This window comes from Agromyces sp. NPDC057865 (assembly GCF_042796995.1).
Taxonomy (GTDB): domain Bacteria; phylum Actinomycetota; class Actinomycetes; order Actinomycetales; family Microbacteriaceae; genus Agromyces.
This window is the reverse complement of sequence record NZ_JBHVMJ010000002.1, coordinates 297,762-313,491: the sequence shown is the minus strand read 5'-3', so window position 1 is coordinate 313,491 and position 15,730 is coordinate 297,762. Positions and strand designations below refer to the sequence as shown.

At 70.1% G+C, this 15,730-nt stretch carries 15 protein-coding genes; 8 read left to right on the top strand and 7 right to left on the bottom strand.

The genetic code is table 11. The annotated features are described in order from the left end of the window. Window positions 1-3 precede the first annotated feature (3 nt). From tatC to lnt, 3 genes are read left to right on the top strand one after another with little or no spacing between them, the layout of a single operon-like run. The gene (gene tatC, locus ACFVN5_RS09105) at window positions 4-801 is read left to right on the top strand and encodes a twin-arginine translocase subunit TatC (RefSeq protein ID WP_376954701.1); all 798 of its coding nucleotides are present in this window, start codon (window positions 4-6) and stop codon (window positions 799-801) included. Between the two features lie 9 nt (window positions 802-810). Next, window positions 811-3,243 (top strand): DEAD/DEAH box helicase, encoded by a 2,433-nt coding sequence (locus ACFVN5_RS09100; protein ID WP_376954700.1) that lies wholly within the window; start codon window positions 811-813, stop codon window positions 3,241-3,243. Between the two features lie 30 nt (window positions 3,244-3,273). After that, the gene (gene lnt, locus ACFVN5_RS09095; protein ID WP_376954698.1) at window positions 3,274-4,833 is read left to right on the top strand and encodes an apolipoprotein N-acyltransferase; all 1,560 of its coding nucleotides are present in this window, start codon (window positions 3,274-3,276) and stop codon (window positions 4,831-4,833) included. Here lnt and ACFVN5_RS09090 read toward each other — a convergent pair. The 4 genes from ACFVN5_RS09090 to ACFVN5_RS09075 all read right to left on the bottom strand — a co-directional run bounded on the left by ACFVN5_RS09090 (window position 4,830) and on the right by ACFVN5_RS09075 (window position 7,480). Then, window positions 4,830-5,195 (bottom strand): RNA polymerase-binding protein RbpA, encoded by a 366-nt coding sequence (locus tag ACFVN5_RS09090; RefSeq protein WP_376954697.1) that lies wholly within the window; start codon window positions 5,193-5,195, stop codon window positions 4,830-4,832. The genes lnt and ACFVN5_RS09090 overlap by 4 nt on opposite strands. A gap of 85 nt (window positions 5,196-5,280) precedes the next feature. Next, on the bottom strand, window positions 5,281-6,033 hold the full coding sequence (locus tag ACFVN5_RS09085) for a glycerophosphodiester phosphodiesterase family protein (protein ID WP_376954695.1): 753 nt from the start codon (window positions 6,031-6,033) through the stop codon (window positions 5,281-5,283). 5 nt (window positions 6,034-6,038) lie between these two features. Then, window positions 6,039-7,016, bottom strand: a complete 978-nt coding sequence (locus tag ACFVN5_RS09080) for an SPFH domain-containing protein (RefSeq protein ID WP_376954694.1) — start codon at window positions 7,014-7,016, stop codon at window positions 6,039-6,041. After that, on the bottom strand, window positions 7,013-7,480 hold the full coding sequence (locus ACFVN5_RS09075; RefSeq protein ID WP_376955632.1) for an NfeD family protein: 468 nt from the start codon (window positions 7,478-7,480) through the stop codon (window positions 7,013-7,015). The genes ACFVN5_RS09080 and ACFVN5_RS09075 overlap by 4 nt, the downstream gene beginning before the upstream one ends. 142 nt (window positions 7,481-7,622) lie before the next feature. Here ACFVN5_RS09075 and ACFVN5_RS09070 point away from each other — a divergent pair, with 142 nt between their 5' ends. Continuing rightward, a complete protein-coding gene (locus tag ACFVN5_RS09070) occupies window positions 7,623-8,390 on the top strand; it encodes an SDR family oxidoreductase (RefSeq protein WP_376954693.1) in 768 nt (255 codons plus the stop codon). A gap of 77 nt (window positions 8,391-8,467) precedes the next feature. On the opposite strand, the gene ACFVN5_RS09065 is transcribed toward ACFVN5_RS09070, so the two are convergent. From ACFVN5_RS09065 to ACFVN5_RS09055, 3 genes are all read right to left on the bottom strand, one after another. Continuing rightward, window positions 8,468-9,085, bottom strand: coding sequence for an HdeD family acid-resistance protein (locus ACFVN5_RS09065; protein ID WP_376954692.1), 618 nt, complete (start codon window positions 9,083-9,085; stop codon window positions 8,468-8,470). Between the two features lie 188 nt (window positions 9,086-9,273). Next, window positions 9,274-11,076, bottom strand: a complete 1,803-nt coding sequence (locus ACFVN5_RS09060) for an alkaline phosphatase family protein (protein ID WP_376954690.1) — start codon at window positions 11,074-11,076, stop codon at window positions 9,274-9,276. Window positions 11,077-11,150: 74 nt separating this feature from the next. After that, window positions 11,151-11,663 carry a GNAT family N-acetyltransferase gene (locus ACFVN5_RS09055; RefSeq protein WP_376954689.1) on the bottom strand — a complete coding sequence of 171 codons (513 nt, stop codon included), beginning with the start codon at window positions 11,661-11,663 and terminating at the stop codon, window positions 11,151-11,153. Between the two features lie 91 nt (window positions 11,664-11,754). Here ACFVN5_RS09055 and ACFVN5_RS09050 point away from each other — a divergent pair, with 91 nt between their 5' ends. From ACFVN5_RS09050 to ACFVN5_RS09035, 4 genes are all read left to right on the top strand, one after another. Next, window positions 11,755-12,219 carry a helix-turn-helix transcriptional regulator gene (locus ACFVN5_RS09050; RefSeq protein ID WP_376954688.1) on the top strand — a complete coding sequence of 155 codons (465 nt, stop codon included), beginning with the start codon at window positions 11,755-11,757 and terminating at the stop codon, window positions 12,217-12,219. Window positions 12,220-12,229: 10 nt separating this feature from the next. Continuing rightward, the gene (locus tag ACFVN5_RS09045) at window positions 12,230-12,640 is read left to right on the top strand and encodes a VOC family protein (RefSeq protein ID WP_376954687.1); all 411 of its coding nucleotides are present in this window, start codon (window positions 12,230-12,232) and stop codon (window positions 12,638-12,640) included. A 91-nt stretch (window positions 12,641-12,731) separates the two neighbouring features. Next, on the top strand, window positions 12,732-15,110 hold the full coding sequence (locus ACFVN5_RS09040; RefSeq protein ID WP_376954686.1) for an ATP-binding cassette domain-containing protein: 2,379 nt from the start codon (window positions 12,732-12,734) through the stop codon (window positions 15,108-15,110). 136 nt (window positions 15,111-15,246) lie between these two features. Then, a complete protein-coding gene (locus tag ACFVN5_RS09035) occupies window positions 15,247-15,693 on the top strand; it encodes a hypothetical protein (protein WP_376954685.1) in 447 nt (148 codons plus the stop codon). The last annotated feature ends 37 nt before the right edge of the window (window positions 15,694-15,730 follow it).

The following is a 15,730-nucleotide window of genomic DNA, read 5'->3' as shown; positions in this document are numbered from 1 at the left end:
CCGATGTCCGCGGTGAAGGATCGCGGGGAGAAGAACCGCGAGAAGCGGATGTCGCTCGGCGCGCACCTCATCGAGCTGCGCAAGCGCCTCTTCATCTCGGCCATCGCCATCGTCGTCGGCATGGCGCTGGGATGGTGGCTGACCGACGCCTTCGTTTGGGAAGCCATCCAGGAGCCGGTCGAGCGCGTCGCCGAGGCGCAGGGCAGCGACACGGCGATCATCTTCCCGACGATCTCGAGCGCCTTCGACCTGCGCCTGCAGATCGCGTTCACGCTCGGCATCGTGATCTCGGCTCCGGTCTGGCTCTACCAGATCTTCGCGTTCCTCGTTCCCGGCCTCAACAAGCGTGAGCGCAAGTTCACGCTCGCGTTCTTCGCGACCGCGATCCCGCTGTTCTTCGCGGGCTGCGCGGCCGGATGGCTCGTGCTGCCGAACATCGTGAAGCTCATGACGAGCTTCGTGCCCGAGGGTGCCGAATCGCTGCTCACGGCGAAGGAGTACATCGACTTCGTCACGAAGCTGGTCGTCGCGATCGGCATCGCGTTCGTCGTGCCCGTGTTCATCGTCCTGCTGAACTTCGCCGGCATCATCAGCGCCAAGGCGATCATCAAGTCGTGGCGCGTCGCGATCCTCGTGATCGTGCTCTTCACGGCCATCGCCACGCCGTCGGCCGACATCGTCTCGATGTTCATGCTCGCGATCCCGATGATCGCCCTGTACTTCGGCGCGTGGTTCATCGCGAACCTGCACGACCGCCGTGTCGAGCGGCGCAACCGCGTGGAGTTCGAAGCCGCTGTCTAGGCTGGAGGGGTGGAGACCCTTTCCCCGGCCGAGCGGTACGCGATCTCGCGCGAGCAGCGCCGCAAGCCCCGACTCGCCGACTTCGCCTCGCGACTGAAGTTCGACCTCGACCCCTTCCAGCAGGCCGGATGCGCCGCGCTCGACGAGGGGCGCAGCGTGCTCGTCGCCGCGCCCACGGGCGCCGGCAAGACCGTGGTCGCCGAGTTCTCGGTGTTCCTCGCCATGCAGGAGGAGAAGGCGAAGGTCTTCTACACGACCCCGATCAAGGCGCTCAGCAACCAGAAGTTCCAGGAGCTCGCCGACGAGTGGGGCGCCGACCAGGTGGGCCTGCTCACGGGCGACACGAACGTGAACTCCGGTGCGCGCATCGTGGTCATGACCACCGAGGTGCTGCGGAACATGCTGTACGCCGACTCGCCGCTCCTCGACCGACTCGCGTACGTCGTCATGGACGAGGTGCACTACCTCGCCGACCGGTTCCGCGGCGCGGTGTGGGAGGAGGTCATCATCCACCTCCCCGAGGAGGTGCGGCTCGTCTCGCTCTCGGCGACCGTGTCGAACGCCGAGGAGTTCGGCGACTGGCTCCAGGCCGTGCGCGGCGACACCGACGTGATCGTCTCCGAGGAGCGGCCGGTGCCGCTCGAGCAGCACGTGCTCGTGAAGGGCAAGCTCCTCGACCTGTTCGACTCATCGGGGCTCGCCGCGACGAACCGGGTGAATCCCGAGCTGCAGCGCCTGGCTCGCACGGGCGGGCGGTCGATCTCGTCCCGGTCCGCCAGAGGACGACGCGGGAGCGACCGCGGCCGCTTCCACCAGCAGGGCCAGCCGAGCGGCCGGATCGAGCGGCCCGACGTCGTCGAGCTGCTGCACGGCAAGCACCTGCTCCCGGCGATCGTGTTCATCTTCTCGCGCGCGGGCTGCGACCAGGCCGTGCGCCAGGTCCTCCGCTCCGGCATCCGCCTCACCGACGCCGAGGAGCGCGACGAGATCCGCGCCATCGTCGAGGAGCGGGCCCGGATGCTGCGCGACGAGGACCTCGCCGTGCTCGGCTACTGGGACTGGATCGAGGGACTCCAGCGCGGTGTCGCGGCGCACCACGCGGGGATGCTGCCCGCCTTCAAGGAGATCGTCGAAGAGCTGTTCCAGCTGAAGCTGCTGAAGGTCGTCTTCGCAACCGAGACGCTCGCCCTCGGGGTGAACATGCCGGCGCGATCGGTCGTGCTCGAGAAGCTCGAGAAGTTCAACGGCGAGGCGCGCGTGCCGATCACGCCGGGGGAGTACACCCAGCTCACGGGCCGCGCCGGACGACGCGGCATCGACGTGGAGGGCCACTCGGTGATCCAGTGGGCCGACGGACTCGACCCCGAGGCCGTCGCCGCGCTCGCGTCGCGTCGCAGCTACCCGCTGAACTCGAGCTTCAAGCCGACCTACAACATGGCCGTCAACCTCATCGACCAGTTCGGACGCGAGCGCACGCGCCAGATCCTCGAGCTGTCGTTCGCGCAGTTCCAGGCCGACCGCGCGGTCGTCGACCTCGCCCGCACCCTGCGCAAGCAGGAGGAGTCGATGTCGGGCTATGAGGAGGCCATGCGGTGCCACCTCGGCGACTTCGCGGAGTACGCCGCCATCCGGCGCCGCATCGGCGAGCTCGAGCGCCAGTCGTCGAAGGGCAACCCCACGCACGCGCAGCGCGAGCGGATGCAGCGGGAGCTCGTCGAGACGCGCAAGCAGCTGCGGGCGCATCCGTGCCACGGCTGCGCGGAGCGCGAGCAGCATGCGCGCTGGGCGGAGCGGTGGTGGCGCCTCAAGCAGGAGCACGACCAGCTCTCGCGGCAGATCCGCACCCGCACGGGCCAGGTCGCGAAGCGGTTCGATCGCGTCACCGAGGTGCTCGAGCAGCTCGGCTACCTCGAGCGCGACGCGACGGGTTCGCTCGTCTCCACGTCGGCCGGACGCATCCTGAAGCGCATCTACGGCGAACGCGACCTGCTCGTCGCCGAGTGCCTGCGGCAGGGGCTGTGGGACGGCCTCGACGTGCCGTCGATCGCCGCGATGGCCGCGGCGCTGGTGTACGAGCCGCGTCGGGACGACCGGGGCGTCGACTACCGGCTGCCGCGCGGCCGCTTCCGGGCGGCGTTCGAGGCGACCACCGACGTGTGGAGCCGCCTCGACGACCTCGAACGCGATCACCGGCTCACGGGAAGCGACCAGCCGTCGCCCGCGCTGGCGCTGGCGATGCACGCCTGGGCGGGCGGCGCGGGCCTCGGCACGGTGCTCGACGACACCGAGCTGGCGGCCGGCGACTTCGTGCGCCTGACCAAGCAGGTGGTCGACCTGCTCGACCAGGTCTCGATCGTGGCGGACGGGGAGCTCGGCGCGACCGCGCGGGCGGCCATCGACGCCGTCCGACGCGGCGTCGTGGCGTACGGCTCGGTCGCGTGAACGCCCGGGATCGTCGCCTAGGCTGAGCTGGTGCCCGAGAACGACCCGCGTCCGCTGCTGCCGTTGTGGGTCGCACTCCTCGCGGCGATCGCCGGGGGGCTCGTGTACGACCTCGGGTTCCCGGGCGGCGGCATCTGGCCGCTCGCCTTCGTCGGCATCGCCCTCGCCCTCCTCAGCCTGATCGGCCGCAGCGGATGGTCGGCCGCGCTCGTCGGCCTTGCATTCGGGCTCGCGTTCTACCTGCAACTCGTCTCGTGGACGTCCCTGTACCTCGGACCCGTGCCGTGGCTCGCGCTCTCGATCCTCGAGTCGCTCTTCGTCGCGGGCGGCGCCGTGCTCATCACGCTCGCGTATCGCTGGGTACCGCGGGCGAGCTCGTCGCGCTGGGTGCGCCTCATCTGGCTCCCGCTCCTCGTCGCGGGCCTGTGGTGCGTCCGCGAGGCCGCGACGGGCACGCTGCCCTACGGCGGGTTCCCGTGGGGTCGGGCCGCGCAGAGCCAGTCGGAGAGCCCGCTCGCCGACGTGGTGTCGTGGGTCGGGTCGACCGGCCTCTCGTTCATCATGGTCGCACTCGTCGCCGGGATCATCGAGTGGGTGCGACTGCGCGGCTGGCAGGACCTGCGCTCGGCGGTGCCGGTGGCGGCGCTCGCGCTCGTCGCGCTGCTCGTCCCGGCCTGGCCGACGACGGCCGCGGGGGAACTCCGGGTGGCGAGCGTGCAGGGCAACGGCCCGGCGGGCTACTTCGACGAGCGCGCCCCCGGCGACGTGCTGCAGGCCCAGCTCGACGCGACCGAGCCGATCCTCGACGAGCCCGGCATCGACGTGCTGCTCTGGCCCGAGGGCGGGTCGGACATCGACCCGACGCGGAGCCCCGACGTCGCCGACATCTTCGACGACCTCAGCGAGCAGCTCGACGCGCCGCTCGTCCTCAACACCGTGACGACCCGCGACGACGAGTTCTTCAACACGTCGCTGCTCTGGCGGGCGGGGGAGGGCGTCGTGGACAGCTACGACAAGCGCAACCCGGTGCCGTTCGGCGAGTACATCCCCGATCGCGCGTTCTGGGAACCGCTCGCACCCGACCTCATCGGCCTGATCCAGCGCGGCTACACACCGGGCACGAACGCGCCCGTCTTCGACCTCGGCACGGCCGTGACCGGGCTCGCGATCTGCTTCGACGTGATCTACGACGAGCTCATCTGGGAGGGCGCACGCGACGGCGCCCAGCTGTACATGTTCCAGACGAACAACGCCGACTTCAACGGGACGGACGAGAACGAGCAGCAGCTCGCGATCGCGCGCCTGCGCGCCATCGAGACCGGCCGGTCGGTCGTGAACATCTCCACGGTGGGCACCAGCCAGGTCATCGACCCGACGGGTCGCACGATCGACGCGCTGCCGGCCTACGAGCCGGGCGCGATGGTCACCGACGTCGAGTTGCGCGAGGGCCTCACGCCGTCGGTCGTGCTCGGCGGCACGGTGCCGCTCCTCATCGTCGCGGGATCGCTCGGCGGCCTGATCGCCGCGGGCGTCATCGCACGGCGGCGTTCACGCCGCGACGTCGTCGATGAAGCGGACGGCGAGGGCTAGGCGCCGATCTTCTGCTGGCCGCGACGGGCGCGCAGGTAAGCGAGGCGCTCCTCGAGGAGCTCCTCGAGCTCGGCGCGGGTGCGGCGCTCGAGCAGCATGTCCCAGTGGGTACGGGCGACCTTCTCGCCGGAGCGGTCGATCTCGACCGGCTTCGAGTCGACGAGGAGAGTCGCAGCGGCGCCGCAGTAGCGGCACTCCCAGCTCTCGGGGAGCTCCGCCTCGGTGGAGAACGTCATCACGGTCTCGCGACCGCACGTCTCGCATCGGTACGTGTAGTCGGCACGGTCGGCGAAGACCACGCCGTCCTCACTCTGCAGGCTCTGGGCACCGATACGCATGCCCCGAAGGCTCCGGTCCGCCATGGCGTACTCCTCTCGATCGTCTACAGGTATAAACGATCAAGCTGGGCATTCCCTTGCCACCGACTGGGGGATTGCCGGGGAATTCTCAGGTACGCGCCTCGACGAGGGGCAGCGCGAGGTCGGCGCGGTCGGTCACGAGCCCGTCCACCCCGAGGTCGAGCAGCCGGGTCATGCTCGACGGGTGGTTCACCGTCCACACGTGCACCTCGAGGCCGGCGCGGTGCGCACGCTCCACGAACGGGCGCGTCACGACCGGCAGCGGCCCGATGCGCTCGGGCACCTGCAGCGCCACCGCTCCCCGCACCGCCCACCGGAGCGCCGCCGGGCCGAACGGGCCGGCGATGAGCGACCGGATGACGCCGGCCCGGCCGGGGGAGCTCACCGCGTCGACGACGAGGCCCGCGGCACGGCGGCGCCGTCCGTCGGTGAAGCTCGTGAGCAGCACGCGGGACGCCGCCCCCGTGCGACGGAGCGCAGCGACGGTCGGCGCGAGTGCGCCCTCCACCTTGACGTCGATGTTGAACCGCGTCTGCGGGAAGGCGTCGAGCGCCTCCTCGAGCGTGCAGTAGCCCTGACCGTGCCCGAGGTCGATCCGGCGGAGCTCGTCCATCGTGAGGTCGGACACCCGGAGGTCGTGCCCGGCCACCCGCCGCAGGCTCGGATCGTGCGAGACGACGGCGACGTGGTCATGCGACACGTGCACGTCGGTCTCGAGGTACGCCGCCCCGATCCCGACCGCCTTCGAGAACGCGAGTATCGTGTTCTCGGGCGCCTCGAGCGCGAGTCCGCGGTGCGCGAGCACGCGCGGTGTGGGCGGTTCGAGGTAGGTCGAGGCCACGCGGCTCAGGGCTGGTCGGGTGCCGGCGCAGCCGGGGGCCGCGTCGGCGCGGCATCCGTCGACGGGGTCACGGTCGCCGCGGTACCCGTCGGAGCACCCTGCGGGGGCGTGAACGCCTTGCCGATGCCCTTCAGGGCCTCGGTGAGCTCGCTCGGGATGATCCAGAGCTTGTTCGAGGCGCCCTCGGCGAGCTGCGGCAGCATCTGCAGGTACTGGTAGCCGAGCAGCTTCGGGTCGGGGTCGCCCTTGTGGATGGCGTCGAACACCGTGAGGATCGCCTCGGCCTCGCCCTGCGCGCGCAGGACCGCGGCCTTCGCGTCGCCCTCGGCCTGGAGGATCGCCGCCTGCCGCTGGCCCTCCGCGGTGAGGATCTGCGACTGCTTCGTGCCCTCCGCGGTGAGGATGAGCGCGCGGCGATCTCGCTCGGCGCGCATCTGCTTCTCCATGGAGTCCTGGATGCTCAGGGGCGGGTCGATCGCCTTGAGCTCGACCCGGGAGACGCGGATGCCCCACTTGCCGGTGGCCTCGTCGAGCACGATCCGCAGCTGGCCGTTGATGTTGTCGCGGGAGGTGAGCGCCTCCTCGAGGTTGAGCCCGCCGACGACGTTGCGCAGCGTCGTGGTCGTCAGCTGCTCCACCGCACCCAGGTAGTTCGCGATCTCGTACGTGGCCGCCCGAGCGTCGGTGACCTGGAAGTAGACCACGGTGTCGATCGAGACGACGAGGTTGTCCTCGGTGATCACCGGCTGCGGCGGGAACGACACCACCGTCTCGCGCAGGTCGACGAGCGGGCGGAGCCGGTCGATGAACGGCACCAGCAGGTTCAGTCCGGGCGTGAGCGTCTTGTGATAGCGGCCGAGTCGCTCGACGACCCCGGCGTAGGCCTGCGGGATGATGCGGATCGATCGCGCGAGGACGACGATCACGAAGATGGCGATGGCCGCGACGACAACCACGCCGATGATGGTGGAGACTTCGATCACTGGGGAGTGCTCCTCTCAACGGGCACGACGACGGCGGTCGCGCCATCGATGCCGGTGACGAGCACGCGCTGGCCGACCGCGACATCCAGCTGCTCGGTGATGGGGGAGAGGCGGGCCGTCCAGATCTCTCCATTCTGGAGACGAACCTGGCCGCCCGACGGCGTGACGGTGCGGACGACCGAGCCGTCGGCCCCGATGAGCGCATCGATGTTGCTTCGGGTCGGGTCACCACCGCGGCGCAGCAGCCGAAGCAGCGGCGGTCGCAGCGTGAGGATGAGCGCCACCGCGACGACCGCGGCGATGATGAACTGCGCCCACCACGGGATGCCGAACAGGCCGGAGAGCAGGCCCGCGACGCTGCCCAGTGCGAGCATCAGGAACGTCATCTCGAGCGTGAAGACCTCGATGGTCGCGAACACGAGGATCAGGACGAGCCAGACGATCCACGCGTATTGGGTCAGCACATCCAAGTCATGGTCTCCTTCGCACGCGTTCCCCGCTTCGAAACTAGCAGGGCGGATGCCGTGGCGGGTGAGTTGATAGTCTCGGTTCGGCGCATCGCCAGGACCTGTCGGTCCGTCCCAGAAGCCACGAGGAGTCCTCGCCGTGACCAACCCACTCGCCCCCGGATCGCTCGACGGTCGTGTCGCCCTCGTCACGGGCTCCTCGCGCGGCATCGGCGCCGACACCGCCCGGTACCTCGCGGCCGCGGGCGCCGCCGTGGTCGTCAACTACCGCAGCAAGGCCCCGCGTGCCGAGAAGGTCGCCGCCGAGATCACCGAGGCGGGCGGGAAGGCGATCGCCGTGGGTGCCGACCTCACCGACCCCGCCTCCGTGGCCGAGATGTTCGAGCGCACCGTCGCGGAGCTCGGCCCCATCGACATCCTCGTGCTGAACGCCTCCGGCGGCATGGAGTCGGGCATGGGCGAGGACTACGCGATGCGCCTCAACCGCGACGCGCAGGTCAACGTCGTCGAGGGTGCGCTGCCGCACCTCGCCGAGGGCGCGCGCATCGTCTTCGTCACCAGCCACCAGGCGCACTTCATCCGCACCACCCCGACCATGCCCGAGTATGAGCCCGTCGCGCTGTCGAAGCGCGCCGGCGAGGACGCGCTGCGGGCGAAGCTGCCCGAGTTCGCGGCATCCGGCGTCGAGTTCGTCGTCGTGTCGGGCGACATGATCGAGGGCACGATCACCGCCACGCTGCTCGAGCGCGCCAACCCCGGAGCGATCGCCGCGCGCCGCGAGGACGCGGGCCGCCTCTACAACGTGTCGGAGTTCGCCGCCGAGGTCGCGGCTGCGGTCGCCGAACCGATCCCGGCCGACAACACCCGCCTGGTCGGCGACACCTCGGGCTTCGCGCCCGAGAGCTGAGTCCCGCCGCACGATGAAGGCCGGTCGCGGAGCGCTCATGCGCTCCGGACCGGCGTTCGTCGTCGGATGCCGCGAGGCTACGCGGTCGCGGCCGCTCCGCCCGCGCCACGACCGAACGTGAACGCGCGCACGATCTGGATGATGCCGAGCACGATCAGCGCGATGCCCGCGATGACGAACAGCACCACGGCGCCCCAGAGCGGCGAGAACAGCACGATGATGCCGGCCACGACGCTCAGGATGCCGAAGAAGATCGTCCAGCCGCGCGACGGCGAGTCGCCCGACTGCACGAGCGCCACGATGCCCTCCACGATCCACAGGATTCCGATCAGGATGCCGAGGAACACGGCCAGGGCGGCCGCTGCCGTCTGGACGTTGAACAGGGCGATGACGCCACCGATGAGGAACAGCAGGCCGAGGATGATATCGAGCGTCCTGGCGCCGCCCGAGATGCCCTTGGAGAAGATGCCGAGGCCCAGATAGGCGAGTCCGGCGATGATGAAGTAGATGGCCAGGATGATCGTGAGCACGAGCGCCGAGTTCTTCGGCCAGAACGTGATGAGGATGCCCACGATGAGCGCGATGACCCCGCTGATGCCGAGGGTCGCGCGGACGGTGTTGATGGCGGACTTCGACAGGTTCGCTGAGTCGAGCGAGAAGGCGGCGAAGACCGTACTGGACTGCGGCGTCGACATGGGATGTCCTTTCTGAGGCGACGACTGAGGGGCGTTGCAAGCGTCAGGCTATGCCTCGACGACGCCTGAGCGTCGGATGTGTGTGCGCGCGTCCTCCCGTGTCGTCGCGTGACGGGGGAGTATCGGAGCGCCGCGATCGGCATCCATCCGCGGCCATCGGCGCACGTCGGCGCCCGGATGCCGCGTGGTCAGCCGCCGTCGGGGCCGAACAGGCCCTTGCCGTGCTGCTCGATGAAGTCGTGCGCCTGGCGGAACGTCGTGGGCAGGGGATCGCTGGTGCCGGCGTGGGCGCCGAGCAGCCCCATCAGGCCCCGTCCGGGCGGACTCAGTGGACGGTCGTCGTCGCCGGGCGGTACCGGATCCGATTCGGGGTTCCGCGGCGTGTACTGGGACAGCGTGTGCGGCCACGTGCTCGGCTGGCGCGGCTCGGTGGCCGTGAGCGCGTCGTCGAGCGTCGGGGCATCCGCGTCTCGTGCGGTCAGCGACTTCAGCTGGTACTTCTTCGCCAGCGTGCTGATGACGGTGCCGTGGTGGGCCGGTGAGTTGATCACGCTTCCGGCTGGCACGTAGGCCGAGATCGCGATCACGGGGACGCGGAGTCCGAGCCGGTCGAAGGTGAAGTCCATCTCGCCGGGTCCCGAGTCGTCGGGCGGTGTCGCCGAGGGCGGCGCCACGTGGTCGTAGGTGCCGCCGTGCTCGTCGAACGTGACGAGCAGCATCGTGTTGATCGCGTTCGAGCCGTCGGCGCTGCCGCCGTCGCGGACCGACGTGTACACCCGGTGCAGCAGCGCCTCGCCCGCGCGCACATCGGAGATCGCGCCGCCGGTCACCTCCGCCCCGTCGACGTCGGTCTGGTCGACCGTCCCCACGGGCGGGTGCATGTCGTTGTGGTCGTACACCATGCGCGGCTCCACGAACGCGTAGGCCGGGAGGGTCCCGTCGGCGCAGGCCTGGTAGAACGTGCTCATCGGGAAGAACCGGGTCTTCCAGTACTGCTCGAGCACCGGCTTGTGGATGAGCCCGGTCATCGACACGTGCTGCGAGTCGTCGTAGTACACGGCCCACGGGATGCCGGCGTCCTCGAGGCGGTTGAAGATCGTCGGCGACGCGACCTTGTTGCTGTGCCACTTCTTGTATCCACCGTTGTCGTGGTTCGTGACGAAGCCGTGCGACGTCGACGCATGGAAGAACGATCGGTTGCAGAACGTCGGCCCCGGAACCCCGCAGTGCCAGTGGTCGAACACCCCGAATCCCTGCGCGAGCGCCGAGAACACCGGGAGCATCTCCGGCCCGAAGGCGCCCATCGCGGCGGCGAGCTCGTCGGGCCTGGGCGCGCGGCCGTGCTCGGTCTGGAAGTTGTTGGCGTAGTCCTTGACGAAACCGTCCATCGTCGGGGTGGCGCTGTCGGAGGGCGCGTTGTACGGCTTCTTCATCTTCGCCACCGGCTGGCGGGCGTTGCCGGCCGGATGGACCGTGCCGAACAGCTGCGTGTTGACGTGCGGGTAGTCCTCGCCGGGGTCGGGGCGCGGGCTCGACATGATCTCGTCGGTCGAGCCGTCGAACGGATGCGCCGCCACCTGCTTCCCGTCATGGTCGGGATTGCTGTACTCGCCCTCGTTGAGTCCCGCGAATTGCTGCCCGGCCGGCACCTCTCCGGCGGCGTAGAGGTAGCCGAAGAGGTTGTCGAACGACCGGTTCTCGAACATGACGACGACGAGGTGGTCGAACCCGGCGCCGGCGGCGCGCGGGGGGAGTGACGCCGGCGGTGCGGCGGTCGACGACGCCCCGATGGAGTCCGACGACGTCGGACCCCCGCTGAATCCGCCGGCCGCAGCGGTGGCGGCGGCGTACCCGGCCGCACCGCCGACCACGGCACCGGTGGCGGCGGCCCCGCCCAGGCGCAGGAAGTCGCGTCGGGACGGCCCCGCGGCATCCGGGTCGGGCTTCGGATCGCCGGGCTTCGCGTCGTCGGACTTCGCGTCGTCGGTCATCGCCACCTCGCATCCCGTCCCGGACGACGTTCACGCGAGCGGGACAGGTCCAAGGTAACCCGCGACGGCCCCGATCAGTTGGTCTCGTCGCCCGCCGATTCGAACGCGGCCGCGAACCGCAGTCTGCCTCGTGGAGCCGGACCGCGGAAGACGATCCGCTGCACGAACGCGACGTCGAGCGACCGATAGGTCAGCAGGCCGTCGCTCTCGAACCCCATGCCGCGGTAGACGGCCGGGTTCCCGATGAGGGCGCAGCCCAATGCGCCCTCATCGCGGAGCTGCTGCAGCCCGATGCCGATCAAGGCGCTGCCGATCCCGCGGCGCTGCCGATCGGGCGCGACCGAGACCGGTCCGAGACCGAACCAGCCGTCGGATGCCCCGTCGATCGAGACGGGCGAGAAGGCGACGTGCCCGATGATCACGCCGTCCTCCTCCGCCACGAGCGAGATCGTGAGGTCGCCGTCCCCGCGCAGGGAGCGGACGATCGGCGCCTCCGTCCCGTCGCTGAACGGCATGGGCTCGAACGCGGCGAGCGTGAGCTCGTGGATCGCGTCCTCGTCGCCGGGTTGCTCGGGTCGTATGCGCACCTCCGGAGCCTATCGACGCGGTCCGGCGCAGTCGCCGCCATCTCGTCCTCGGCGGGTGGGCATCGTCGGCGGCGCGTGGCACGATCGAGGAGTGGACAGCAGCCCCGCCGACGAGCAGCGCCTTCGCGACCTGGCCCTGCTGCGACGCGTCCGCGATCGGATGGATCGCGAGTACGCCAAGCCCCTCGACGTCGACGCGCTGGCACGCGGCGTGAACATGTCGTCCGGGCACCTGAGCCGGGAGTTCAAGCGCGCCTACGGCGAGTCGCCGTACAGCTACCTGATGACCAGGCGGATCGAGCGCGCGATGGCCCTGCTCCAGCGCGGCGACCTCAGCGTCACCGAGGTGTGCTTCGAGGTCGGCTGCTCGTCGCTCGGCACGTTCAGCACGCGGTTCACCGAGCTGGTGGGCGTGCCGCCGAGCGTGTACCAGCGCGAGGCGCGAACCCCGGTCGAGGGCGTGTCGTCCGTGATGGCGGGGGTGCCGTCGGTGCTGGCGAAGCGGGTGGCGCGACCGGTCAGGAATCGAGAAGCAGCCGCAGGAGGGCAGCAGTAGCGTGGCGCACATGGACATCACGATTCAGTACACGTTCCTTCCGCACACGGATCCCGAGGCGTCGCTCGGCTTCTATCGCGACGTCCTCGGGTTCGAGGTGCGCAACGACGTCGGGTACGAGGGGATGCGGTGGATCACCGTCGGCCCGTCCGGCCAGCCCGGCACGTCGGTCGTGCTCTATCCGCCGACCGCCGACCCCGGCGTCACCGAGGACGAGGGCCGGACCATCGCCGAGATGATGGCGAAGGGCACCTACGCGAGCATCGTGCTCGCGACGACCGACGTCGACGGGACGTTCGAGCAGGTGCAGGCCAGCGGCGCCGAGGTCGCCCAGGAGCCGATCGACCAGCCCTACGGCGTGCGCGACTGCGCGTTCCGCGACCCGGCGGGCAACATGGTGAGGATCCAGGAGCCGCGCTGAGCACTCCCGGCCCCGATCCGAGGTCCTGCACGGATGCTGCCGTGCAGGACCTCCCGCACGTCCCAGACCACGCCCACCGCTTGGAGCACCGATGACGATCACCACGACCGACGACGCGACGAACGGGTCGCACCCGGCCGACCGCCACGACCTCATCCGCGTGCAGGGCGCGCGTGAGAACAACCTGAAGGACGTCAGCGTCGACATCCCCAAGCGGCGGCTCACCGTGTTCACCGGCGTCTCGGGCTCGGGCAAGAGCTCGCTGGTGTTCCAGACCATCGCCGCCGAGTCGCAGCGCATGATCAACGAGACCTACAGTGCGTTCGTGCAGGGCTTCATGCCGAGCCTCTCCCGTCCCGACGTCGACGTGCTCGACGGCCTGACGACGGCGATCATCGTCGACCAGGAGCGCATGGGTGCGAACGCCCGGTCGACGGTCGGCACCGTGACCGACGCGAACGCCCTGCTGCGCATCCTGTTCAGCCGCCTGGGTCGGCCGCACATCGGCTCGCCGCAGGCGTTCTCGTTCAACATCCCGACCGTGCAGGGGAGCGGCGCCATCACGGTGGAGGGCGGCGAGCAGAAGTCGATCGACTTCACCCAGCTCGGCGGCATGTGCCCCCGCTGCGAGGGCATGGGCACGGTCTCCGACATCGATCTCGGCCAGCTCTTCGACGCGACGAAGTCGCTGAACCAGGGGGCGATCACCGTGCCCGGCTACACGGCCGACGGGTGGTCGACCCGCCTGTACGCGGAGTCGGGGTTCTTCGACGGCGACACCCCGGTCGAGCGGTTCACCGAGGCCGAGCTGCACGACTTCCTCTACAAGGCGCCGACGAAGGTGAAGATCAACGGCATCAACCTCACCTACGAGGGTCTCGTGCCCAAGGTGCAGAAGTCGATGCTGTCGAAGGACCTCGACGCGATGCAGCCGCACATCCGGGCGTTCGTCGAGCGGGCCGTGACCTTCGCAGCGTGTCCCGAGTGCGGCGGCACGCGGCTCGCCGAGGGCGCGCGCTCCTCGAAGATCGACGGCATCAGCATCGCCGATGCGTGCGCCATGCAGATCAGCGACCTCGCGGAATGGGTGCGCAGCCTCGACCAGCCGACCGTCGCGCCGCTGCTCGCGAACCTGCAGCAGCTCATGGACTCGTTCGTCGAGATCGGGCTCGGCTACCTCTCGCTCGACCGTTCGTCGGGCACGCTGTCGGGCGGCGAGGCGCAGCGCACGAAGATGATCCGGCACCTCGGGTCGTCGCTGACGGATGTCACGTACGTCTTCGACGAGCCGACGGTGGGCCTGCACCCGCACGACATCCAGCGCATGAACGACCTGCTGCGGCAGCTGCGCGACAAGGGCAACACCGTGCTCGTCGTCGAGCACAAGCCCGAGGCCATCGAGATCGCCGACCACGTGGTCGACCTGGGCCCACGCGCCGGCGCCGGCGGCGGCGAGATCGTCTTCGAGGGGACGGTCGACGAGCTGCGCCGGAGCGGCACGCTGACCGGCAGGCACCTCGACGACCGTGCGGCGCTGAAGGCTGGGGTCCGCACGCCGTCGGGCGCGCTCGAGGTCCGCGGAGCCGACGCCAACAACCTGCAGGGGGTCGACGTCGACCTCCCCCTCGGCGTGCTCACCGTGGTGACCGGCGTCGCCGGGTCGGGCAAGAGCTCGCTCATCCACGGGTCGGTGTCGGGCCGCGAGGGCGTCGTCTCCATCGACCAGGGGGCGATCCGCGGATCGCGCCGCAGCAACCCCGCCACCTACACCGGCATGCTCGAGCCGATCCGCAAGGCGTTCGCCAAGGCCAACGGCGTCAAGCCGGCGCTGTTCAGCGCGAACTCCGAGGGCGCGTGCCCGAACTGCAACGGCAACGGCGTCGTCTACACCGACCTGGGTCCCATGGCGACCGTCGCATCGGTGTGCGAGGTGTGCGTCGGCAAGCGGTTCGACGCCTCGGTGCTCGATTACAAGCTCGGCGGCCGCGACATCAGCGAGGTGCTCGGGATGTCCGTGGACGAGGCGGAGGAGTTCTTCGGCGCGGGCGAGTCGCGCATTCCGGCCGCGCACGCGATCCTGCGGCGGCTCTCCGACGTCGGGCTCGGCTACCTCACGATCGGACAGCCCCTCACGACGCTGTCGGGCGGCGAGCGGCAGCGTCTGAAGCTCGCGGTGCACATGGGGGAGCAGGGCGGCGTCTACGTGCTCGACGAGCCGACGAGCGGCCTGCACCTCGCGGACGTGGAGCAGCTGCTCGGCCTGCTCGATCGGCTCGTGGACTCGGGCAAGTCGGTCATCGTGATCGAGCACCACCAGGCGGTCATGGCGCACGCGGACTGGATCATCGACCTCGGGCCGGGCGCCGGCCACGATGGCGGGCGGATCGTGTTCGAGGGAACGCCCGCCGACCTGGTCGCCGCCCGGTCGACCCTCACTGGCGAGCACCTCGCGGACTACATTGGCGCCTGATCCGCGCTCGGCAGGTCGTCTGGCGACCGCCGCCGCGAAACGCAGGGGGAGACAGCGTCGAGAAGTCGGAGCATACTGGCGGACGGGCGCTGCCCGGCCGATCATGGGCAGGCCCTCGAATCGGGGGAGGACGATGATGTCCGGGTATCGGAAGCTGCTGGCGGTCGGAGCGGGGCTCGGGATGCTGCTGGTCGGGGCCGTGGCGGCACCGGCGGCGGCGGACCCGCCGAACGACCCCGAGGTCATCCGGGTGCAGATCTACTCGGTGCGCTACGAGGGGCTCTGGGCCAACGCCAGGTTCAGCGGAGCATGCCCGGCGGACTTCCCGTATCTCACGGACAAGAAGTTCTCGAACGACCGCATCCTCCCGTTGGGCGTGATCATCGACACGGCGCCGTCCGTCGCCACGCTCGTGGTCGCGACCTCGTCCGAGAAGCGGATCGAGGGCAGGAAGGAGTTCGTCGCGGTCAAGTCCATCGAGGGCTCCTTCACGAATTGGTCCGTCGGCAGCGGAACGTTCACGGTCACGCTCGAGTGCACGAGCAACTGGAAGAAGGGCCGCCTCGAGGCGACCGACCGCTGAGTCGGGCACGTTCCGACGTCGAGCGGCGGAGACGCGC